Raw genomic sequence first — 21,856 nt, 5'->3', positions numbered from 1 at the left:
GTCTGCTCACCCGCCGTACCGGGTGGAGGTCGGGCCCACGGGACCCGGACCCTGCGCGCTGGGGCGCCACGTGGTGGCCTTGACCAGGTCGATCCCCAGGTCGTGGCTGAGGACGCCGGCGCTGTTGAGCCCGGCGGAGTCGAACCAGGACTGGTCGGCCTCCGGGTGCGGGCCCACCACGCCTACCCGGCCGCTGCCGTAGGAGGAGACGACGGCGGCCGGCTCCCCGGTGAGGTAGGTGGCGATCACCTCGGCGTCGGCGCCGGGGGCGATCCGAAAGACCGGCCCGTCCTGGAAGTACATCCGCCGGGGCACCCCGCGCCACAGCACCGACACGATGGTGTCGCGGGTGGTCCGGACCGTGGCCCCGTCGAGGGTGACGTACTGCTCGGTGTCACCAGGCAGCAGCCGGAACCCCGGCGTCGCTCCCGCGAGGTAGCCGCCGAGGCAGAAGCCGAGGTAGCTGCCGCCCTGGCGGACCCACGCCCGGATCACCTCGGTGTCCGCACTGATCTCGTCCCACGCCGGGTCGAGGTTGGCGCCGCCGGGCTGGGCGTACGCCGTGGCCGTGGCCAGGGTGTCCGCGGACAGCGGCAGGTCCTCGTCGGGGCCCACGTACGAGGTGCGGAAGTGGGCGCTGCGCAGCAGCGCGGTGACCGCCTCGGGGCAGCCCGGGGTGGCCGCGGGCCCGCGGTACACCAGGGCGAGCGGGCCGCTGTCGCGGTCGATGCTCAGCACGCCCGCCCCACCGGCCGCCGCCAGCACGCCGGCTCCGCCCAGGCCCAGCAGCAGCTGTCGTCGGGTGACCCGTGCCTCGCTCACCGCGGCCCCCACCGGTGCCGGGCCCGCTGCCGGTGCCGTCCGCCTGACCTGCGGGAGGGTGGTGCGGAGACCACGGCGAGGACCCGGCGCCGCGCCCGCGTGGCGGCGCCGGTGGCCAGGGTCTCCAGCGGGCCGCGACCGGCGAGGGACCGCCACGCGAGTCCCAGCGCCAGCACCGCCACCACCTGCAGCAGGTAGCTGGTCATCGCGGGATAGGTGTCGTGGGCGGAGTTGATGAACATGAGGTGGACGGTGTACAGCGTCAGCGTCATCGTCCCGGCGGCCACGAGCGGCGCCTGCACCGCGCCGAGCACCCGGCGCACCGGCGGCCAGGCGAGGTGGCCCACCAGCAGCAGCACTCCGATCACCGCCAGCGCCACCCCGGTGGTGGCGGCCAGGTCGAGCGGGGTGCTGGTGTGCGGCTTGTCCAGCGCGAGCCACCACCAGGTGGAGGTGGGGGTGGTGCCGTCGCCGCCGAAGACCAGCACGTCCTCGGTCTCGGAGGTGGTGAGGTTGCTGGCGTCCACCGCGGCACGGATGCGGTCCACCCCGCCGTAGGTGTGCAGCAGCAGCGAGGACGTGACCGCCGCGGCCACGGCGAGCACGAGCCCGCTGACCAGCGTCGCGAGCGCCACCCTCGCGCGGTCCAGGGACAGGCGCCCCAGCACCAGTCCCGCGCAGAGGTAGGCCATCCACGGCAGCGCGGGGTACTCACCCACGAGCGTCACCTCCGCGAGCAGCTGGCCGGGCCCCTGCACCAGGTCGCCGAAGCCTGGGTTGTCCAGCGACGGGGCGGGCAGGTGCGGCAGCAGCACGTGGGTCAGCGCGGGTCCCCCCACCGCCGCGACGACGCCGGCGCCGGCGACCGCCCAGGTGGGCAGCAGGACCAGGGGAGCGACTAGGACGAACATCATCGCGTAGTACGGCAGGATCACCATGGCCAGCGAGGGGTCGGCGTAGCCCAGCAACAGACCGATGCAGCCGATGACCCCCGCCCGGGCGAGCAGCCCGACGGCGGTGGGAACCGCGGCCCCCCGTCGTACCCGGGCCCGGCCGGTCATGAAGGCGACGGACACCCCGGCGAGCACCGCGAACAGCGCGGCGGATCGCCCGCCGAAGACCAGGAAGCTCCAGGTGGGCGCACCGGTGTCCGGGTCGAAGTCGGGCAGGGAGTGGATGGCCATCATCCCGACGAGCGCGATGCCGCGCGCGGCGTCGATCCCGCGCAGCCGAGCCCGGGGGAGCTGACCCACCGCCCCCGGGCCTGCCGTGCGCGGCACGGGGGAGGGCCGGGGCGCCGGGGAGGGCCGCAGCGCCGTGGTCGGGGTGGCGCCCGTGCGCAGGGCGGCGGTCACGGGGACATCACCGCGTCGACCAGGGCGAGCCCGAGGTCCTGCCCGCGGGCGGCGGCGGCGTCCCGCCGCCGGCGGCCGGGGTCGGGCAGCCCCGCGTCGGTGAACCAGTCCCTGGTGGCCTCCGGGTGCGGGCCGACCACGCCGACCCGGCCGGCGCCGTACCCGGTGACCAGGGCGGCCACCGTCCCGTTCGGGTAGGTCGCCATCACCGTGGTCCCCTCGTCGGCAGAGACCTCGAAGTGCGGTCCGTCCTGGAAGAACAGCACCCGCCGGTCGTCGCCCCAGCAGACCTCCACCAGGGTGTCGTCGGTGGTGCGCACGGTGGCCCCGCGGCTCACCACGTACTGGTCGGTGTCGCCGGGCAGCAGCTTGAACCCCGGCGTGGCGCCCGCGAGGTAGCCGCCGAGGCAGAAACCGAGGTACCGGCCACCGCCCTGGACGTACCCGCGGATGTCGTGCCGGTGCTTGCGCAGCCGGCGGTAGGCGGGCCCCAGGTCGGCGCCCCCCGGCTGCGCGTACACCGCCGCCCCCGTCAAGGTCGCGGCGCTGAGGGGATGCGGCTCGTGGGGTCCGACGTAGCGCACCGCGAAGCCCCAGCGGCTGGCGCTGAGCAGCTCGGCGACCGCCTCGGAGCAGCCGGGCACCGAGGCAGGTCCGCGGTACACCAGCGCCAGCGGTGCGCCGTCGGGCGCGGGCCCGGCCCGCGTGGCCGCCGGCTCCGCGCTGGTGCGCCCGAGCCACCGCCTCATCGCGCTGCCCCCACAGCCGCCAGCAGGCCGGTGCCTGCCTGCCCGCCGCCCGGCAGCCGGTCCACCACCTGGGCGGGGATGCCCCGCCACTCGGTGGTGGCGGGCAGGTGCTCGCCCTTCATCACCAGCGACAGCGACCCGAGCGAGACGTCACGCTCGACCACGGCGTCGTAGAGCACCACCGCCCGGGTGCCGACGGTGGCCCCCGCTTCCACGGTGACCACCGACATCTTCATCACGCGGTCCTCGAACAGGTGCGTCTGCAGCGACACCTCGGTCCCGATGACGGCGTCGTCACCGATCTCCACGAGGTCGAACTCGGTGAGGTAGGTGGTGCCGATCCAGGTGCCGCGACCGACCTTGGCGCCGAACGCGCGGAGCAGCGGAGGCAGGAAGGGAGTTCCCACCAGCATCCCCACGGCCGCCGGGACCGCAGCCGCCTCGTAGAGGCCGGTGACCAGCTCGCTGTGGCGGACCGTACGGCTCCACAGCGGTTCCACGCGGGGGCGGTAGGTGCCGATGAAGTTGCGCTTGACCGCCACGCAGAAGGCCACCACCGCGAGCCCGGACAGGATGGTCACGAGGGGGGACACCAGCGCGGGCACCGCGATGTCCCGACCGCGGGTGACGTCGGAGAGCACCCACAGGTACAGGTAGAAGCTCACGCCCAGCACGGACGCGGGCAGGGTGGCCCGCAGGAGCTCGATGAGCAGGCGGTGGCGCACCACCGGGCGGGTGGGCCGGAAGGTGAGCTCCTCGGGGAAGGAGCCGCTGTCCTGGCGCACCGGCAGCCGCATGGCGGGGGAGCCCAGCCACGACGTCCCCGGCGGCACCCCGGACTCCGGGGGCGCCGTGCAGACCCCGACCAGGGAGCCGTCGCCCATGCTGGCACCCGCCGCGACCACGGCCGCGTTGCCCACGAACGAGCGGTCGCCGATCTCGGTGCGCTGGAACATCACCCGTCCCCCCACGAAGGTGGCGGCACCGAGGCTGGCCATGTCGGCCACGAAGCTGTCGTCGCCGAGCGTGAGCAGGTCGGGGTCGAGGTGCGCGGCGGTGGACACCTCGGCACCGCGGCCGATGTCGGCACCGAGCAGCCGAAGCCACGGCGCCGTGTACAGCGTGGCGTACAGCGAGTTGGTGAACATCAGGCTGAACTCGATGAGCTTGTCCGCCAGCCACTTGCGCACGCCCAGCCCCGAGCGCAGCGGGTGCGCCCCGAGGGGCAGGCTCGGCAGGATCACCCGCTTGCCCACCAGCACCACCGCGCACACGGTGAGCACGAAGACGGGCCCGGCCAGCAGGGTGGCCAGCAGCCCGGCGATGACCCCGAAGGCCAGCAGCGCCCACCACACCAGAGCCACGCTGGGCACGATCATGGCGATGGCGGCGATCTCGAGGGCGAAGACGCCGACGGCCACCGCCGCGAGCTGCCCAGGCCGCCAGCCGTCGCGGCAGGGCTCGTCCACCAGCATCGACTCCACGGTCACCGACAGCCGGTCGACGGGCTCCGCCGGCGACCCCGCGTACCGGTGGCCGGCAGGGACCGTCTCGCCGTCGCTGAGCACCGATAGCTCGCCCAGGGCGGCCTCGGCCTGCACCGTCGCGCCGGGGTCCAGCACTGCCTGGGCACCGACGAAGGCGTCGCTGCCGATGGTGATCGGCTCGACGACCACCCAGCCGTCCTCCACCCGCCAGGGGTTGAGGGACACGCCGTAGCCGACGGCCGCGCGGTCGCCGATGCGCAGCATGCTGGGCAGGCTGATCGCGCTGGTGGCGATCTGCGCGTGCGTGCCGATCTTGGCCCCGAGCAGCCGCAGGTACGGCGCGGCCAGCGGTGAGCCGCTGAGCACGGGCAGCGGGCTGATGGACAGCAGCAGGTTCAGCGACCAGATCCGGAGGTAGGTGACACCCCATAGCTTGTACCGGCCCGGTCTGATGCCGGCCACCATCAGCCGACCGACCAGGATGGGCAGGACCCAGCGCACGTTGAGGTAGCTGACGAGGATCGCGACCAGCAGCTGGGCCAGCACCTCGACGGAGACGAAGCCGTCGTTCTCGGTGTAGACGTAGACCACCGGGAGGGTCACCACCAGCAGCAGCAGGTAGATGGACGCCGCCTGCCAGCCGCCGGCGACCGCGATGCGCCGGGTGCTGTGCCGCAGCGCCCGCGGCCGCGGGCGGGTGGGTGCCGTGCGGTGGCCCGACCGGGCCGCGAGCTGGGTGGCCATGCCCCGCACGGTGGGGTGGTCGTAGAGGTCGCGCAGCGCCACCCCCGCGCTCTCCGGCACCTCCCGCAGGCGGGAGACCACCTGCGCGGCGAGCAGCGAGTGGCCGCCGAGGTCGCTGAAGAAGTTCGCCTCCACCGACAGCGCCTCGGGCTCGAGCCCGAGTGCCGCAGCCCAGGCGGTGCGCACCTGCTCCTCCACCGGGCCCTCCGGCTCCACCACGGGCCCGCCGCGCAGCGCCAGGCGACGGGCGGGTCGCGGCAGCCTGGTGCGGTCGACCTTGCCGCTGGGCATCGTGGGCAGGGCGCTCACGACGTCGAGGAACACGGGCACCATGTACGCGGGCAGCCGCTGGACGAGCTGCTCGTGCAGACGCTCGGTGAGCACGTCGCGGGGCACCTCGACCCCAGCGCCCTGCACCACGTAGGCGGCCAGCTCGCCGGAGGAGCCGACGTCGGCAGAGTCGGCGGTCAGCGCCACCACGGCTTCGGTCACCGCTGGGTCCTCGAGCAGCACGCTCTCGATCTCGCCGAGGTCGACGCGGTGCCCACGGATCTTCACCTCGGCGTCGGCGCGGCCGTGGTACTCCAGCTCGCCCTCCGGCGTCAGGCGCCCGAGGTCGCCAGTGCGGTAGAGCCGGCCCGGCGCCGGCGCCAGCCGGTGGTGGACGAAGCGGTCGGCGGTCAGGTCGGGCCGGCCCACGTATCCGAGCGCCACGCCAGGGCCCCCGATGCAGATCTCGCCGATCTCTCCGGGCGCCACCTCGGCGCGGTCGTCGTCGAGCAGCACCACGGTGTAGGTGGGCAGCGGCCTGCCGATGGTGACGCGAGCACGGGGCCGCAGCTCGGCGACGGTCGCGGTGACGGTGGCCTCGGTGGGGCCGTAGGTGTTGAGCATCCGGCGCCCGGGTCTGCTCCACCGCTCCACCAGCTGCGCGGGGCACGCCTCGCCGCCGACCAGCACGCTGCGCAGGCGGGGCAGGTCGCGCGGGATGGTGGCCAGCAGGGTGGGCACGCAGTACAGGACGGTGACGGCGGCGTCGTCCAGGAAGTCGGCGAGCTCGGCACCCAGCCGGCGGGAGTCGGTCGGTCCCACGACGAGGGCCGCGCCGACGGCCCAGGTGGGCCAGATCTCCTCGATGGAGAAGTCGAAGGAGATGGTCATGCCTTGGTACACGCGGTCGGCCGGACGGACGTCGTAGACCTGGGGCACCACGCGCAGGAAGTTGCAGATGCTGGACTGGGCGATCTGCACGCCCTTGGGGCGTCCGCTGGACCCGGAGGTGTACATCACGTAGGCGACCGGGTCGGCCCCGTCCGGGTCTGGATCGTCGCCGACGCGGGGCACCGGGCGGCGCCGGTGCGAGGGGGACAGCTCGATGGGCGCGCGGTCGGTGTCGACCTCAATTGTGGTGCACGCCATTGCGGGAAGGGCACTCGACAGCGAGGACGACGTGACCACGAACTCGACCCCGGCGTCGGCGATGATGAATGCCACGCGATCGGCCGGCGCTGCGGGGTCAATCGGAACAAATGTGTTGTCCGCCTTGCCAATCGCCAGCAATGCGATGTAGGTGTCGAGTGATCGGTGCAGAAGAATGGCTGTCCGTGCACCCGGCCTGACGCCGCGTGAGACGAGGTGGTGGGCCAACCGGTTTGCTCTCGCCTCGAGCTCGGCGTAGCTGACCAAGACCCCCTCCCAGTCCACAGCGATGCTGAGAGGCGTTCTGTCGCAAGTTATCTCGAAGAACTGGTGGAGTCGCTGCGCAGTCTTGGCGACCGGTCTTGCAGTGGTTGTGGCACGAGCAGCCCCTTGCGAGACGGGTGTGTTCATCGAGCTCCTTGTCGAGCGGAGTTCTGGTGGAGCGCACCCCGGCAATGCGCAGCCCTCCGCTGCGCGCGTCCCGCCAAGAATGGGGGAGCCCGCCGCAGGAGAGCCTGTTTCGGGCGCAAATCTAGCGCATGAGGACCACGTTAAACAACAGCAAAAATCGCATGAACAAATGCTCACGCAAAGTGCATCTCGTGCTACCTGACGTGCATATAGACGAGGCGAGATAATGTGCTCAGGCAACCTCTCGGGGGCACAATGTCACACCATTGTCTACGCTGTGCTGAACAATTCGACGGCCTCGCTGCCGACGGTGTGAGTGCGCGGAGCCTCGCCCACGGTGGGGCCGTGGGCATTTCGCACGGACCGGGTGCCGCGACCAGCCTCGGGCGGTCCCGTTCTGTCCGTGGGCATCACCGAGGGTGGTCGAGATGACAGTGGGTGAGCCTTCCGGAACACGCCACCACACGCAGCTGCGCCCACCGGCCCCGAGACGGTCAGGGGTGCCGGGCGGTGTGCCGCAGCCACCACAGGCCCAGCACCGGCAGCACCAGCGGGACGAACCCGTAGCCGGCGCCGAAGTCCGACCACACGGTGGCATCGGGGAAGGCGTCCGGGAACACCAGGCTGGCCGTGCCCACCGCCAGCACGCCCACCAGCTCCGCCGTGATCGCCGTGGTGGCCAGCCGTCGGGACAGCGCGCCGCCCCGGGCCAGGGTGACCGTGGCCAGCACGTAGATCAGCGCGGCGAGCGCGGAGAGGGAGTACGCCAGCGGAGCGCGGTCGAGCTGGGTGCCCAGCTGCACGACCGAGCGGGCCGTCGCGGAGAGGGCGAAGATCGCGTACACGGCGATGAGCAGGCGGCCGGGGCCGCTGCGAGTGGCGGCGGCCCGGGTGCGCGGCGCGGCGGGGGTGTCACCCCAGCGCTCAGGCACCGTAGCCCGACCAGATCTGGTTCATCCGGACCACCAGCACCGGGATGACCAGGCACCCCACCATCAGCACTCCCACGCCCCACCGGCTCCGCTCGGCGAGCGACCACCACCCGGCCGCCGGCAGGATCAGCAGCGCGCCCAGCAGGTAGCCCACGAAGGTGGCGCTGGCGATGTGCCGGTGCTCCCCGAAGATCTTGCTGATGCCGACCACCGCCTGGACCACCAGCGCCACCTCGACCAGGGCGAGCCAACCCAGCAGCAGCCGGTGGCCCTTGGGGCCGCTGAGCATGAGCATGACCAGGCACCACAGCGCCCCGAGCAGGGCGCCGACCGAGATGGTGCCGGAGAGCAGCCCCGTCACTGCCCGCGCTTCCTCATGCCGGTCAGTATCGGCCATCGACGGCGGCACGTGGCGGCCGGGGACGGCGCCCGCGGCTGCGGGTGGGCAAGGCCACGTGCTGCTCGTCAGCACCCGGCGCGTCCGGCTCGGCATCATGACCGGCACCACCCGGTAGCGTTGCCAGGCACGTCACCTGAGAGGCGAGCGACCATGTTCCAGAAGGTGCTAGTTGCCAACCGTGGCGAGATCGCCATCCGTGCCTTTCGTGCGGCCTACGAGCTGGGGGCGGGCACCGTCGCCGTCTTCGCCTACGAGGACCGCAACTCCGGCCACCGGATGAAGGCCGACGAGAGCTACCAGATCGGCGAGGAGGGCCACCCCGTCCGGGCGTACCTCTCGGTGCCCGACCTCATTGCGGTGGCCCAGCGCTGCGGCGCCGACGCCATCTACCCCGGGTACGGCTTCCTCTCCGAGAACCCCGACCTGGCGGCGGCCTGCGCCGAGGCCGGGATCACCTTCATCGGCCCCTCCGCCGAGGTCCTCGAGCTCACCGGGAACAAGGCGCGGGCCATCGCCACGGCCCGGGAGGCCGGCCTGCCGGTGCTGGCGTCCAGCGAGCCCACCGATGACGTGGAGCAGCTGCTGGCGGTCGCCGAGGACATGACCTTCCCGGTGTTCGTCAAGGCGGTCGCCGGGGGTGGCGGGCGCGGCATGCGCCGGGTGATCGAGCCGGCGGACCTGCGGGAGAACATCGAGGCCGCCATGCGGGAGGCGGAGTCAGCCTTCGGCGACGCCACCGTGTTCCTGGAGCAGGCGGTGCTCAACCCCCGCCACATCGAGGTGCAGGTGCTCGCCGACGGCCAGGGCAACGTCATCCACCTCTACGAGCGCGACTGCTCGGTGCAGCGTCGCCACCAGAAGGTGCTGGAGATGGCACCGGCGCCCAACCTGGACCCGGCCCTCCGCGAGCGGATGTGCAACGACGCGGTCAGCTTCGCCACCGCCATCGGCTACTCCTGCGCGGGCACTGTGGAGTTCCTGCTGGACGCCGACGGCAACTACGTCTTCATCGAGATGAACCCCCGCATCCAGGTGGAGCACACGGTCACCGAGGAAGTCACCGACGTGGACCTGGTGCAGGCGCAGATGCGGGTGGCCGCGGGGGAGTCGCTGGCCGACCTGGGCCTGGCGCAGGAGGGCATCGTCCTGCACGGTGCCGCGGTGCAGCTGCGGATCACCACCGAGGACCCCAACAACGCCTTCCGCCCGGACACCGGTCGCATCACCGCCTACCGCTCGCCGGGCGGCGCGGGGGTGCGGCTGGACGGCGGCACCACCCTGGGCGCCGAGGTCGGCGCCTACTTCGACTCGATGATGGTCAAGCTGACCTGCCGCGGCCGCGACTTCGACACCGCCGTGGCCCGGGCACGACGGGCGGTCACCGAGTTCCGCATCCGCGGGGTGTCCACCAACATCCCCTTCCTGCAGTCGGTGCTGGAGGACCCGGACTTCCGGGCCGGGCGCGTCACCACCTCCTTCATCGAGGAGCGCCCCCAGCTGCTCAACGCCAACGCCTCCGCCGACCGCGGCACCAAGCTGCTCACCTACCTGGCCGACGTCACGGTGAACCAGCCCAACGGCGAGGTGCCGGTGGCGGTGGACCCGCTGGAGAAGCTGCCCACGATCGACCTGGACGCACCGCCGCCGGACGGCTCCCGCCAGCGGCTGCTGCGGCTGGGCCCGGAGGGCTTCGCCGCCGACCTGCGGGCACAGAAGGCCCTCGCCGTCACCGACACCACGTTTCGCGACGCCCACCAGTCGCTGCTGGCCACCCGGGTGCGCACCAAGGACATGCTGGCGGTGGCCGGCCACGTCGCCCGGATGACGCCGCAGCTGCTGAGCCTGGAGGCGTGGGGCGGCGCCACCTACGACGTGGCGCTGCGGTTCCTGGCCGAGGACCCGTGGGACCGGCTGGCCGACCTGCGCGAGGCGGTGCCCAACATCTGCCTGCAGATGCTGCTGCGCGGACGCAACACCGTGGGCTACACCCCCTACCCGGAGCGGGTGACCGACGCCTTCGTGGCCGAGGCGGCCAGCACCGGCATCGACATCTTCCGAATCTTCGACGCCCTCAACGACGTGGACCAGATGCGCCCGGCCATCGACGCCGTGCGCGCCACCGGCACCGCGGTCGCCGAGGTGGCGCTCTGCTACACCGGCGACCTGTCCGACCCGGCGGAGAAGCTCTACACGCTGGACTACTACCTGGGCCTGGCCGAGCAGATCGTGGCGGCCGGTGCGCACGTGCTGGCCATCAAGGACATGGCCGGGCTGCTGCGCGCCCCGGCTGCCGCCACCCTGGTGGGCGCGCTGCGGGAGCGGTTCGACCTGCCGGTGCACGTGCACACCCACGACACCGCCGGCGGCCAGCTGGCCACCTACCTGGCCGCCGCCGAGCACGGTGCCGACGCGGTGGACGGCGCCATGGCCTCGATGGCCGGCACCACCAGCCAGCCCGCGCTGTCGGCCATCGTGGCGGCCACCGACCACACCCCGCGGGCCACCGGCCTGGACCTGCAGGCGGTGTGCGACCAGGAGCCGTACTGGGAGGCGGTGCGCCGGGTCTACGCGCCGTTCGAGGCCGGGCTCAGCGCGCCGACGGGACGGGTCTACCACCACGAGATCCCCGGCGGGCAGCTGTCCAACCTGCGCCAGCAGGCCATCGCGCTGGGGCTGGGGGAGCGCTTCGAGGAGGTCGAGGCGATGTACGCCGGGGCCGACCGGATGCTCGGCCACCTGGTCAAGGTGACCCCCTCGTCCAAGGTGGTGGGCGACCTCGCCCTGCAGCTGGTCGGCGCGGGGGTGTCGGTGCAGGACTTCGAGGCCGACCCCAAGCGCTTCGACATCCCCGACTCGGTCATTGGTTTCCTGCGCGGCGAGCTGGGCGTGCCCCCTGGTGGCTGGCCCGAGCCGTTCCGCACCCGCGCGCTGGAGGGTCGGGCGGAGGCCGCGCCCACACCCGAGCTGACCGCCGAGGACGAGCAGCAGCTGCGGGACGCTCCGCGGGAGACCCTCAACCGGTTGCTCTTCGCCGGGCCCACCCGGGAGTTCGTCGAGCACCGCGAGCAGTTTGGCGACACCTCGGTGCTCGCCAGCGGGGAGTTCTTCTACGGGCTGCGCTACGGCGCCGAGCACGAGGTGGAGCTGGAGCCCGGGGTGCGCCTGCTGATCGGCCTGGAAGCGATCTCCGACCCCGACGAGCGGGGCATGCGGTCGGTGATGTGCACCCTCAACGGGCAGCTGCGCCCGGTGCAGGTGCGCGACCACAGCGTCGCCTCGGACGCCCCGGTGACCGAGAAGGCCGACCGCGCTGTCCCCGGGCACGTGGCTGCACCCTTCGCCGGCGTGGTCACCCTGTCGGTGCAGGAGGGTGCCGAGGTTGCCGAGGGTGACCCGATCGGCACCATCGAGGCCATGAAGATGGAGGCCGCCATCAGCGCGCCGGTGGCCGGCACGGTCAAGCGGGTGGCGCTGAGCGGGGTCTCCTCGGTGGAGGGCGGCGACCTGCTCGTGGTTCTGGAGTGACGCGGATCATCGCCGGGTCCGCCAAGGGGCGGCGGCTGACGGTCCCGACCAAGGGCACCCGCCCCACCTCCGACCGGGTGCGGGAGGCCATCTTCAGCGCGCTGCACGCGCGCACCGACCTCGACGACGCCCGGGTGCTGGACCTGTACGCGGGCTCGGGTGCGCTGGGGCTGGAGGCGCTCTCCCGCGGCGCCCGAGAGGTGCTGCTGGTGGAGTCCGACGCCCGCGCCGCCGCCGTGGCCCGCAACAACGTCAGCACCGTGGCCCTGCCCGGGGCGACGGTGCGCTGCTGCAGCGTGGCGGCCGCCCTGGGCACCCCGCCGGAGCAGCCCTACGACCTGGTGCTCGCCGACCCGCCCTACGCGGTCACCGACCAGGCCGTGGCCCGGGTGCTGCAGACGCTGGTGACCGACGGCTTCGTCGCCGACGGCTCGCTGGTGGTGCTGGAGAGGTCGGCTAGGGGTGCGGTCACCGAGTGGCCGGAGGGGCTGCAGCCGGAGGTGGTGAAGACCTACGGCGAGACCAGGGTTGAGATCGCCGCCTGTTACGGTCCCGTGCCATGAGCAGTGCGGTCTGCCCGGGCTCCTTCGACCCCGTCACCAACGGGCACCTCGACGTCATCGAGAGGTCCTCCCACCTGTTCGACGAGCTCGTCGTCGCGGTGCTGGTGAACAAGAAGAAGCAGGGCCTGTTCACGGTGGACGAGCGCATCGACATGCTGCGGGAGTGCACCGCGCACCTGCCCAACGTGCGGGTGGACTCCTCGCACGGCCTGCTGGTCGACTACGCCAAGGCGCACGGCCTGCGCTCCATCGTCAAGGGCCTGCGCGCAGTCAGCGACTTCGACTACGAGCTGCAGATGGCGCAGATGAACCAGCAGCTCTCCGGGGTGGACACCTTGTTCATCTCCACCAACCCGCTGTACAGCTTCGTGTCCAGCTCGCTGGTCAAGGAGGTGGCCACCTACGGTGGTGACGTCTCGCACCTGCTTCCCGATCTGGTGCACACCCGGCTGCTGGAACGATTGGCCGCCAACGCCTCTCAGTGACCACGCGAATCGCTCGGTGACGACACGCCGCCGGCGGTGCCCGCTGAGCCCGGCGCGGGCGGGCACACTGTGCCGAGCGGGTTGACTCGCACTTTCCTTTGATGATCGGGGTTGACGTTTGTACCGGGTTTTCGAGGCGCTCGACGAGCTGGTCGCCATCGTCGAAGAGGCGCGCGGCGTCCCGATGACCGCGGGCTGCGTGGTGCCGCGCGGGGACGTGCTGGAGCTGCTCGACGACGTGCGTGACGCCATCCCCGGCGAGCTCGACGACGCCCAGGACGTGATCGACCACCGGGACAAGGTGGTGGGCGACGCCCGCGCCGAGGCCGAGAGCACCGTCGCCGCGGCCAACGCGGAGGCCAAGGCCACGCTGGCCAGTGCCCGCGCCGAGGCCGAGCGGATGGTGACGCAGGCCCGCGACCGCGCCGAGCAGATCATCACCGACGCCCAGGGGCAGGCCTCGCGCACCATCGACGAGGGCGAGCGGGAGTTCGAGAAGCTCACCTCCCGCGCCCGGGCCGAGGCCGAGCGCATGGTCACCGCCGGCGAGAGCTCCTACGAGCGCTCGGTCAGCGAGGGCGAGGCCGAGCAGCGCCGCCTGGTGTCGCAGACCGAGATCGTCCAGGTGGCCAGGGACGAGTCGGCCAAGATCATCGACGCCGCCCACGACGAGTCCGACCGCCTGCGCGCGGAGTGTGACGTCTACGTGGACACCAAGCTGGCGACCTTCGAGGAGACCCTCACCGGCACCCTGCGCACCATCACCCGCGGCCGCCAGCAGCTGCGGGCCGGGCTCGGCACCCCCGACTACCGCAGCTGAGCGCCCGGCCGAGCGCGGCCACCCTGCCTCGCGCGTATCGTGGTGTGGTTGCCCGGTGCAGAGCCGGCGACACCGCGGTACCGCTGGGCGCACCGTCGCGCCCCGGAGCTCCTCCCGTGAGCACCCACGTGAGACACCCACGAACTGAGACCTGCAAGGAGACACGAGCAGCCGTCATGCCAGCACACAGTCACTCCGGCACGCACGTGGACCCGTCTGCACCCCTGGTGCTGGACACCCGCGAGCTCGGCCGCCGGCCGGGCAGCATGCGCACCGTCGAGCGCACCGTCGACGCCCCGGAACGCATCGGGCTGGAGCTCATCGCGGTGCCCCAGGGCGACCCGCTGGAGCTCGACCTGCGCCTGGAGTCGGTGATGGAGGGCGTGCTCGTCAGCGGCACCGTCGCCGCGTCGGCGGTCGGCGAGTGCTCGCGCTGCCTGGAGACCTTCACCCGGCCGGTGCAGATCACCCTCACCGAGCTGTACTACTACCCGTCCAAGACGCCGCAGCAGGCCGAGGAGGACGACGAGGCCAGGATGGTCGAGGACGAGCTGATCGACCTCGCCCCGGCCGTCACCGAGGCCATCGTGCTCGACCTGCCGCTGCAGCCGTTGTGCTCGGAGGACTGCCCCGGACTGTGCGCCCAGTGTGGTGTTCAGCTGGCGATTGCAGAACCCGGGCACGGGCATGAGACCATAGATCCCCGTTGGGCCGCGCTGTCGGCCAAGCTCGACCAGGCCGGTGTTCCGGAGCCCAGCGCCAAGCACAGCACCGATGACGGTGCGCCAACCGATCTCGAGGAGAAGTAGTCGTGGCCGTCCCGAAGCGCAAGATGTCCCGTGCCAACACCAGGGACCGCCGTAGCCAGTGGAAGACCACTGCTCCCACCCTGGTGACCTGCCCCAACCGGGCGTGTGGCGAGCAGAAGCTCCCGCACATCGCCTGCCCGTCCTGCGGCACCTACAACAACCGTCAGGTCACCGCGGTCTGAGTCCGCGGGATCAACGGTGGGTAGCAAGCACACAGACGGAGCGGTTCTCGACCGCGGTCCGCTGCTGACGGCACTCGGGGTCGATTTCGACCCCGAGCTGCTGACGCTGGCACTCACGCATCGCTCGTACGCGTACGAGAACGGTGGCCTGCCGACCAACGAGCGGCTGGAGTTCCTCGGGGACTCCGTGCTCGGGCTGGCAGTCACCGAGCGGCTCTACCGCACCTTGCCGGACAAGTCCGAGGGTGTGCTGGCCAAGATCCGGGCCAGCGTGGTCAACATGCACGCGCTGGCCGGGGTCGCCCGCACCCTCGGCGAGGGTGGGCTCGGTGCGTACCTCTTGCTGGGCAAGGGCGAAGAGCTCACCGGCGGCCGGGACAAGACCAGCATCCTGGCCGACGGCATGGAGTCGCTGCTGGGGGCCATCCACCTGCAGCACGGCATCGAGACCGCCCGCGAGGTGGTGGAGCGGCTGTTCGACACGCTGCTCACCGAGGCGCCGCTGCTGGGGGCCGGCCTGGACTGGAAGACCAGCCTGCAGGAGCTCACCTCCGAGCGCGGCCTGGGCGTGCCCGTCTACGACGTGCAGTCCAGCGGCCCCGATCACCTCAAGGAGTTCCAGGCGCGCGTGCTCGTCTCGGGGGACACCCTGGGGGTGGGCTCCGGCCGCAGCAAGAAGGAGGCGGAGCAGAAGGCCGCCTCCACCGCCTGGCGCGCCCTGTCGGCGGCCGAGACCCCCGTCGAGGCTGAGGGAACCACCTCCCCCTCCGGAGCCTGAGTGCCCGAGCTGCCCGAGGTCGAGGTGGTCCGGCGCGGCCTCGTCGAGCACGTGGTCGGCCACGTCGTGGAGTCCGTCGAGGTTCGCCACCCCCGTGCGGTGCGGCGCCACCTCGCCGGCGCCGACGACCTCGTGCTCGGCCTGCTCGGCGCGCGCCTGGTCAGCGCCGACCGTCGGGGCAAGTACCTGTGGCTGCAGGCCGACACCGCCGAGCGCGGTCGGCAGGCCGTGGTGGTGCACCTGGGCATGAGCGGGCAGATGCGGGTGCAGCCGGTGGGCGCCCCGGACGAGAAGCACCTGCGCATCCGGGTGCGGCTGCGGGCCACCGCCGACGAGCCGGCCAGCGAGCTGCGGTTCGTGGACCAGCGCACCTTCGGCGGCTGGGCGGTGGAGGAGCTGGAGCCGGTGGACGGCGTCCTGCTGCCCCGCCCGGTCACCCACATCGCCCGCGACCCCCTGGACCCCGACTTCGACGCCGAGGCCGCGGTGACCGCGATGCGGCGCAGGCACACCGAGGTCAAGCGGGCGCTGCTGGACCAGACCCTGGTCTCCGGCATCGGCAACATCTACGCCGACGAGGCCCTGTGGCGCGCCAAGCTGCACGGCCGGCGCCCCACCGACCGGCTCAGCCGCGCCCAGGCCCGCGAGCTGCTCAGCCGGGCCGCCGAGGTGATGCGCGAGGCGCTGGCCCAGGGTGGGACGTCCTTCGACGCGCTCTACGTCAACGTCAACGGTGACTCCGGCTACTTCGACCGCTCGCTGGCGGCCTACGGCCAGGCGGGCCGGCCGTGCCCGCGGTGCGGGCGCAGCATCGTGCGGGAGAGCTTCATGAACCGCTCCTCGTTCAGCTGCCCGTCCTGCCAGCCGCCGCCGCGGGCCCGCCGCAGCAGCAGCCGGACACCCACCGGCCTCAGCTCCGCCGGCGGTGCGGCACGAACTCCAGCACCAGGAACGCGGCCAGCACGAACGCCACCTGGCGCAGCCTGACCATCGCGAACCGCTGTCCGTCCAGCGCCCGGAACTTGCGCACGAAGCGGTACAGCGACTCGATGCGGATCAGCGGGTCGAGCAGGTGGGTGGCGACGTACACCGCCTGCTGGCCCGCCCCCCGGTGGGTGGACTCGAAGATCTCCGGGAACGCCGCGAACGCCAGCGACACCTTCTCCCCGCCGTGCTCCTTGCCGTGGTGCACCATGTCCACGCTGAGCCGCTCGTCCACCCCGTTGGGGGCGTCGCCGGAGCGGTAGGGCACGTCCAGGGTGAGCATGCGGCCCTCGTCGGCCGTGGCGTAGCGGTGGAACGCCACCGCCCTCCCCTCGGCGTCGCGGGCGATGGCCAGCAGGATGCCCGGCGTCCGGCCGTCGAGCAGGTGGTCCAGGATCATCGAGAAGCCCCGGTTGGCGTGCCGGTGGTCGCTGCTGGCGACGAGCCGGCGCAGCTCGGCCAGCGTCTCCTTGTCCAGGCCCCGCTCGGAGCGGACCTCGGTGGTGATCCCCGCGTTGTGGGTGCGCTGCACCGCCTGGCGGAGGTTGCGCCACTGCCGGCCCTGCAGGGTGAAGGAGGCGACGTCGATCACCACGTCACGCCCGATGGGCACCGTCCGCAGCCCGTGCCTGCTCCACAGCGGTGCGCAGTACTCGCCGGCGGCGAGCACCGCCACCCGCCAGCCGTTGCTGCGGCAGTGCGCCTGGAACTCCTCGATGAGGTCGGCGAAGTCGGTGCGCTCGCCCACCGGGTCCCCGGCGACGGCGGCGATGCCCAGGCGGGCCCGGTAGCCGAGCGCCGCGGTGCCGTCGCTGTTGAAGAAGTAGCCCTTGGCCGAGTGCATCACGAAGGGCGCCAGCGGGTCGTCCCGGGAGCGGTTGACCAGTGCGAAGACCCGGCCCAGCTCCTCGGGCGCGGCCTTGGCCGTCTTGGGGAACACCAGCACGGCACCGGCCAGGGCCAGGGCGATGAAGCCCAGCACCCCTCGGCCGCTGTCGTAGGCCAGCCGGGCGATGACCGCCAGCGCGATGGCGCCGAGCACGTGGTTGCGGGTGAGCGGCCGCCGCAGGTAGAGCCCGCGCAGCAGGAAGAAGATGGCCAGGCCGAGCGCGTAGGGCCAGGACCACTGCAGGTCGCCGAGGCGTCCGACGGTCTGGTCCTGGGTGGTGTCCAGGAACGAGGCGAGCCCGCTCACCCGGGATCCTGGCGCTTCTTGACCTCCAGGATGGCCGCGGGCACCCGGCCGTCGGCATCGATCGGGGTCCACGGCTCGCTGGGCACCCACTGCGAGCCGCACCCGGCACAGACGTGCAGGTCTTCCTCCGCGCGGCTGGCCCGCCAAGAACACAGCGAGCGGCAGGCGTTGACGACCAACCCGCGCTGTCCCACCCCTGCAGAATAGGCGGCATGCCTGATCCGACGACCGACACGCTTCCCGTCCGCCTCGCCGCATGGGTGCACGGTCACGTGCAGGGCGTCGGCTTCCGCTGGTGGACCCGCTCGAGGGCGCTGGAGCTGGGCCTGGTGGGCAGCGCCAGCAACCAGCGCGACGGTCGGGTGCTGGTGGTCGCCGAGGGCCCCCGCGCGCAGTGCGAGCAGCTGCTGCAGGCGCTGCGCGGGGGCGCGACCCCGGGCGCCGTGGACACCGTGGTGCACACCTGGGAGCCGGCGCGCGGCGGCCTGCACGGCTTCGTGGAGCGGTAGCGCCGGGTACCGTTCCCTGGTGCACCTGAAGAGCCTCACGCTGAAGGGATTCAAGTCCTTCGCCTCGGCCACCACGCTGCGCTTCGAGCCTGGAATCACCTGTGTGGTGGGGCCCAACGGGTCTGGCAAGTCCAACGTGGTTGACGCGCTCACCTGGGTGATGGGTGAGCAGGGCGCCAAGGCGCTGCGCGGGGGCAAGATGGAGGACGTCATCTTCGCCGGCACCTCCGGGCGCGCTCCGCTGGGCCGCGCCGAGGTCACCCTCACCATCGACAACTCCGACGGCGCCCTGCCGATCGACTACGCCGAGGTGTCCATCACTCGGCGGATGTTCCGCGACGGCGCCAGCGAGTACGAGATCAACGGCAGCTCGTGCCGGTTGATGGACGTGCAGGAGCTGCTCAGCGACTCCGGCATCGGCCGGGAGATGCACGTCATCGTCGGGCAGGGACGCCTGGCCACCATCCTGGAGTCGCGGCCGGAGGACCGCCGCGCCTTCATCGAGGAGGCGGCCGGCGTCCTCAAGCACCGCAAGCGCAAGGAGAAGGCGCTGCGCAAGCTCGACTCCATGCAGGCCAACCTGGCGCGGCTGGGCGACCTGACCACCGAGCTGCGCCGCCAGCTGAAGCCGCTGGGCAAGCAGGCGGAGGTGGCTCGCCGTGCGCAGACCGTGCAGGCCGACCTGCGCGACGCCCGGCTGCGCCTCGCCGCCGACGACCTGGTGACCCGCCGCGCCGAGCTGGACCGCGGCGTCACCGACGAGGCCGCCGCCCGCGCCCAGCAGGAGCAGGTGCAGGCCGAGCTGGCCCGCGCCGAGCAGCAGGTGGCCGTCAGCGAGGCCCTGGTGGCCGAGCTGGCCCCGGCCGCCACGGCTGCGCAGGACACCTGGCTGCGGCTGTCGGCCCTGCAGGAGCGGATGAGCGCCACCGTGCGGGTGGCGGCCGACCGGGCCCGCCACCTCAGCGCTCCGGTGGCCGACACCCGCCCCGGCCGCGACCCTGAGCAGCTGGAGGCCGAGGCCGAGCGTGCCGCCGAGCTGGAGGCCGAGCTGGAGGCGGCGATGGTGGCCGCCCAGGCGGAGCTGGCGACCGCGCAGCAGCGACGCACCGAGCTGGAGCGGGCGCTGACCGCCGCCGAGAAGGCACACCTGGCCGCGGTGCGGGCCATCGCCGACCGGCGCGAGGGCCTGGCCCGGCTGTCCGGGCAGGTGGACACCCTGCGCTCGCGCAGCGAGTCCGGCGCCGCCGAGATCGAGCGGCTGAGCACCTCCATGGCCGAGGCGCGCGCCCGCGGCGAGGAGGCTGCGCGCGAGTTCGCGGCGGTGCAGGCCGAGATCAGCGACCTCGACGCCGGCGAGCTGGGGCTGGACGACCGTCACGAGCGGGCGGTGGCCGCGCACGCCGCGGCCCAGCAGCGGGTGAGCGAGCTGCTCGAGGCCGAGCGTGAGGCGGGCCAGGCGGTGGCCTCGGGCCGCGCGACGGTGGCGGCGCTGTCGGTGGGGCTGGCCCGCAAGGACGGCGCTGGGTGGTTGGTCGAGCACCACCAGGTGCTCGGCACCGCCGCCCAGCGGCTGCGGGTGCGCACCGGTTACGAGGCGGCCGTGGCGGCCGCGCTCGGTCCGCTGGCCGACGCGGTGGTGGTGGCCGGCCAGCAGTCGGTGCTGCCCGCGCTGGAGGCGCTCAAGGCCGCGGACGGTGGACGGACCGGGCTGCTGGTGACCGACGCCGCGGCGCCACTCGGGCAGCGCCCCGCCGTGGCGCTGACCGACGGCGCGCGCTGGGCCGGTGAGCTGGTGGACTGCGACGACGCGCTGCGCCCCGCGGTGCAGGCCCTGCTGTGCGACGTCGTGGTCGTCGAGCAGCTCGGCCAGGCGGACGCCCTGACCGCCGCCGGGGTGCGGGTGGTGACCCAGGAGGGTGACCTGCTGGGCGCCGGGTGGGCGCTGGGTGGCTCGGACCGTCCGGCCAGCACCCTGGAGGTGCAGGCCGCGGTGGACGAGGCGACCGCCGCCGTGCAGGCCGCCGAGCAGCGCGCCGAGCAGCTGGCCGGTGCCCTCACCGGCGCACGGGAGGAGGAGAAGGAGCGGGCACAGAACGTCGACCTGACCCTGGCCGCGCTGAACGAGTCCGACGCAGAGCTGGCCGCGGTGGCCGAGCGCCTCGGTCGGCTGGGCCAGACCGTGCGCACCGCGGAGAGCGAGGTGGCGCGGCTGGCCGCCCAGCGGGAGAAGCTGGAGACTGCCCGGGCGGAGCGGCTCACGGCGCTGGCCGAGCTGGAGCAGCGCCTGGCCCACGCCCAGGCCGAGCCGGGGGAGGACGAGCCCACCACGGCCGAGCGCGACGCAGCCGCCGTCGCGCTGAGCACCGCCCGCGCCGCCGAGGTGGAGGCCCGGCTGGCCCTGCGCACCGCGGAGGAGCGAGCCGGGTCGGTGCGCGGCAGGGCCGATGCCCTGCGGCGCAGTGCCCGCGCCGAGCGCGACGCCCGGGTGCGGGCGGAGAACGCGCTGCGCACCCGTCGGCACGCCGCCGCGGTGGCGGAGGCGGTGGCCGAGGGCGGGCAGCGGGCGCAGCAGCACGTGCAGCAGGTGCTGGCCGCGGCGGTGGCCGAGCGCGACGCCGTCACCGCGCGCCGCACCGCGGCCGAGGCGGAGCTGCGCGTCACGCGGGAGAGCACCCGCAGCCTGGCCCAGCAGCTCGCCGCGCTCACCGACGCGGTGCACCGCGACGAGGTCGCCAGGGCCCAGGCGGCGCTGCGGGTGGAGCAGCTGGCGGAGACGATCGTGGCCACCCACGCCATCGGCCTGGACGAGCTGGTCGCCGAGTACGGCCCGGACGTGCCGCTACCGTCCACCGCGCAGGAGCTGGCCGAGCACGCCGCCGCCCGGGAGCGCGGCGAGCAGGTGAGCGCCCCGCCGCCCATGCCCTACGACCGCGCCACCCAGGAGCAGCGGGTGGCCCGCGCCGAGCGGGACCTGCGCACCCTGGGCAAGGTGAACCCGCTGGCGCTGGAGGAGTTCGCCGCCCTGGAGGAGCGCTACCAGTTCCTGGCCACCCAGCTGGAGGACGTCAAGGCCACCCGCAAGGACCTGCTGGGCGTGGTCGCCGACGTGGACCGACGGATCCTGGAGGTGTTCACCGCGGCCTACCACGACGTGGCGGCGGAGTTCGGCGCCGTGTTCGCCACGCTGTTCCCCGGCGGGGAGGGCCGGCTGGTGCTGACCGACCCCGACGACATGCTCACCACCGGCATCGAGGTGGAGGCGCGTCCACCGGGCAAGCGGGTCAAGCGGCTGTCCCTGCTGTCCGGCGGTGAGAAGTCGCTGACCGCGGTGGCCATGCTGGTCGCGATCTTCCGGGCGCGGCCGTCGCCGTTCTACGTGATGGACGAGGTGGAGGCGGCGCTGGACGACACCAACCTGCGGCGGCTGATCACCTTGTTCGAGCAGCTGCGGGAGCGCTCCCAGCTGATCGTCATCACCCACCAGAAGGCGACCATGGAGGTTGCCGACGCCCTGTACGGGGTGAGCATGCGGGGCGACGGCATCACCACCGTCATCTCCCAGCGGATGCGCAGGCAGCCCACGGGCGAGCCGGCACCCGCAGGCTAGTCCCCGCCCTGTCGCCCGGGGGCCTCCTCCCCACTGGGCCGTTAGGGTCTCGGCGGCCGGCGACTGGCACGATGGCGCTC

General features: G+C 73.1%; 17 protein-coding genes and 1 pseudogene. 10 read left to right on the top strand and 8 right to left on the bottom strand.

Going from position 1 to position 21,856, the window contains the following annotated elements; genetic code table 11:
- Nucleotides 1-6 precede the first annotated feature (6 nt).
- From AC3YNX_RS14505 to AC3YNX_RS14480, 6 genes are all read right to left on the bottom strand, one after another.
- Entirely contained in the window at nucleotides 7-822 is an 816-nt protein-coding gene (locus AC3YNX_RS14505; protein ID WP_489995889.1) for a BPL-N domain-containing protein, read from the bottom strand.
- Entirely contained in the window at nucleotides 819-2,177 is a 1,359-nt protein-coding gene (locus AC3YNX_RS14500) for a heparan-alpha-glucosaminide N-acetyltransferase domain-containing protein (RefSeq protein WP_489995888.1), read from the bottom strand. Before AC3YNX_RS14500 ends, AC3YNX_RS14505 begins: the two co-directional genes overlap by 4 nt.
- Entirely contained in the window at nucleotides 2,174-2,926 is a 753-nt protein-coding gene (locus AC3YNX_RS14495; protein WP_489995887.1) for a BPL-N domain-containing protein, read from the bottom strand. Before AC3YNX_RS14495 ends, AC3YNX_RS14500 begins: the two co-directional genes overlap by 4 nt.
- The gene (locus AC3YNX_RS14490; protein ID WP_489995959.1) at nucleotides 2,923-6,894 is read right to left on the bottom strand and encodes a Pls/PosA family non-ribosomal peptide synthetase; all 3,972 of its coding nucleotides are present in this window, start codon (nucleotides 6,892-6,894) and stop codon (nucleotides 2,923-2,925) included. The genes AC3YNX_RS14495 and AC3YNX_RS14490 overlap by 4 nt, the downstream gene beginning before the upstream one ends.
- Before the next feature lie 587 nt (nucleotides 6,895-7,481).
- Nucleotides 7,482-7,919 carry a hypothetical protein gene (locus AC3YNX_RS14485; RefSeq protein WP_489983380.1) on the bottom strand — a complete coding sequence of 146 codons (438 nt, stop codon included), beginning with the start codon at nucleotides 7,917-7,919 and terminating at the stop codon, nucleotides 7,482-7,484.
- On the bottom strand, nucleotides 7,912-8,280 hold the full coding sequence (locus AC3YNX_RS14480; RefSeq protein ID WP_206518130.1) for a hypothetical protein: 369 nt from the start codon (nucleotides 8,278-8,280) through the stop codon (nucleotides 7,912-7,914). The genes AC3YNX_RS14485 and AC3YNX_RS14480 overlap by 8 nt, the downstream gene beginning before the upstream one ends.
- A gap of 189 nt (nucleotides 8,281-8,469) precedes the next feature.
- Between AC3YNX_RS14480 and AC3YNX_RS14475 the strand changes: the two genes are divergently transcribed.
- The 8 genes and pseudogenes from AC3YNX_RS14475 to mutM form a co-directional block, all read left to right on the top strand.
- Nucleotides 8,470-11,844 carry a pyruvate carboxylase gene (locus AC3YNX_RS14475; RefSeq protein WP_489995886.1) on the top strand — a complete coding sequence of 1,125 codons (3,375 nt, stop codon included), beginning with the start codon at nucleotides 8,470-8,472 and terminating at the stop codon, nucleotides 11,842-11,844.
- On the top strand, nucleotides 11,841-12,407 hold the full coding sequence (gene rsmD / locus AC3YNX_RS14470; protein ID WP_127782702.1) for a 16S rRNA (guanine(966)-N(2))-methyltransferase RsmD: 567 nt from the start codon (nucleotides 11,841-11,843) through the stop codon (nucleotides 12,405-12,407). The genes AC3YNX_RS14475 and rsmD overlap by 4 nt, the downstream gene beginning before the upstream one ends.
- Entirely contained in the window at nucleotides 12,404-12,892 is a 489-nt protein-coding gene (coaD, locus tag AC3YNX_RS14465) for a pantetheine-phosphate adenylyltransferase (protein ID WP_127782703.1), read from the top strand. The genes rsmD and coaD overlap by 4 nt, the downstream gene beginning before the upstream one ends.
- 118 nt (nucleotides 12,893-13,010) lie before the next feature.
- A complete protein-coding gene (locus AC3YNX_RS14460) occupies nucleotides 13,011-13,712 on the top strand; it encodes a DivIVA domain-containing protein (RefSeq protein ID WP_489983377.1) in 702 nt (233 codons plus the stop codon).
- 176 nt (nucleotides 13,713-13,888) lie between these two features.
- Complete coding sequence (locus tag AC3YNX_RS14455) at nucleotides 13,889-14,521, top strand: YceD family protein (protein ID WP_489995885.1); 633 nt, start codon at nucleotides 13,889-13,891, stop codon at nucleotides 14,519-14,521.
- Between the two features lie 2 nt (nucleotides 14,522-14,523).
- The gene (gene rpmF / locus AC3YNX_RS14450) at nucleotides 14,524-14,703 is read left to right on the top strand and encodes a 50S ribosomal protein L32 (RefSeq protein ID WP_127782706.1); all 180 of its coding nucleotides are present in this window, start codon (nucleotides 14,524-14,526) and stop codon (nucleotides 14,701-14,703) included.
- 16 nt (nucleotides 14,704-14,719) lie between these two features.
- A complete protein-coding gene (gene rnc, locus AC3YNX_RS14445) occupies nucleotides 14,720-15,481 on the top strand; it encodes a ribonuclease III (protein ID WP_489995884.1) in 762 nt (253 codons plus the stop codon).
- A pseudogene (gene mutM / locus AC3YNX_RS14440) lies at nucleotides 15,482-16,366 on the top strand (bifunctional DNA-formamidopyrimidine glycosylase/DNA-(apurinic or apyrimidinic site) lyase); the annotation flags it as partial.
- A 25-nt stretch (nucleotides 16,367-16,391) separates the two neighbouring features.
- Here the strand turns inward: mutM and AC3YNX_RS14435 are convergent.
- Nucleotides 16,392-17,660: a bifunctional lysylphosphatidylglycerol flippase/synthetase MprF gene (locus tag AC3YNX_RS14435; RefSeq protein ID WP_489995883.1), complete on the bottom strand. Its 1,269-nt coding sequence runs from the start codon at nucleotides 17,658-17,660 to the stop codon at nucleotides 16,392-16,394.
- Nucleotides 17,657-17,854: a hypothetical protein gene (locus AC3YNX_RS14430; RefSeq protein ID WP_127782710.1), complete on the bottom strand. Its 198-nt coding sequence runs from the start codon at nucleotides 17,852-17,854 to the stop codon at nucleotides 17,657-17,659. Before AC3YNX_RS14430 ends, AC3YNX_RS14435 begins: the two co-directional genes overlap by 4 nt.
- 18 nt (nucleotides 17,855-17,872) lie before the next feature.
- Between AC3YNX_RS14430 and AC3YNX_RS14425 the strand changes: the two genes are divergently transcribed.
- A complete protein-coding gene (locus tag AC3YNX_RS14425; protein ID WP_127782711.1) occupies nucleotides 17,873-18,169 on the top strand; it encodes an acylphosphatase in 297 nt (98 codons plus the stop codon).
- 19 nt (nucleotides 18,170-18,188) lie between these two features.
- Nucleotides 18,189-21,776 carry a chromosome segregation protein SMC gene (gene smc / locus AC3YNX_RS14420; protein WP_489995882.1) on the top strand — a complete coding sequence of 1,196 codons (3,588 nt, stop codon included), beginning with the start codon at nucleotides 18,189-18,191 and terminating at the stop codon, nucleotides 21,774-21,776.
- The last annotated feature ends 80 nt before the right edge of the window (nucleotides 21,777-21,856 follow it).

The organism is Rhodococcus sp. Z13_19A, assembly GCF_058133575.1.
The sequence above is the reverse complement of the archived record's forward strand: the minus strand, read 5'-3'. Positions and strand labels throughout refer to the sequence as shown.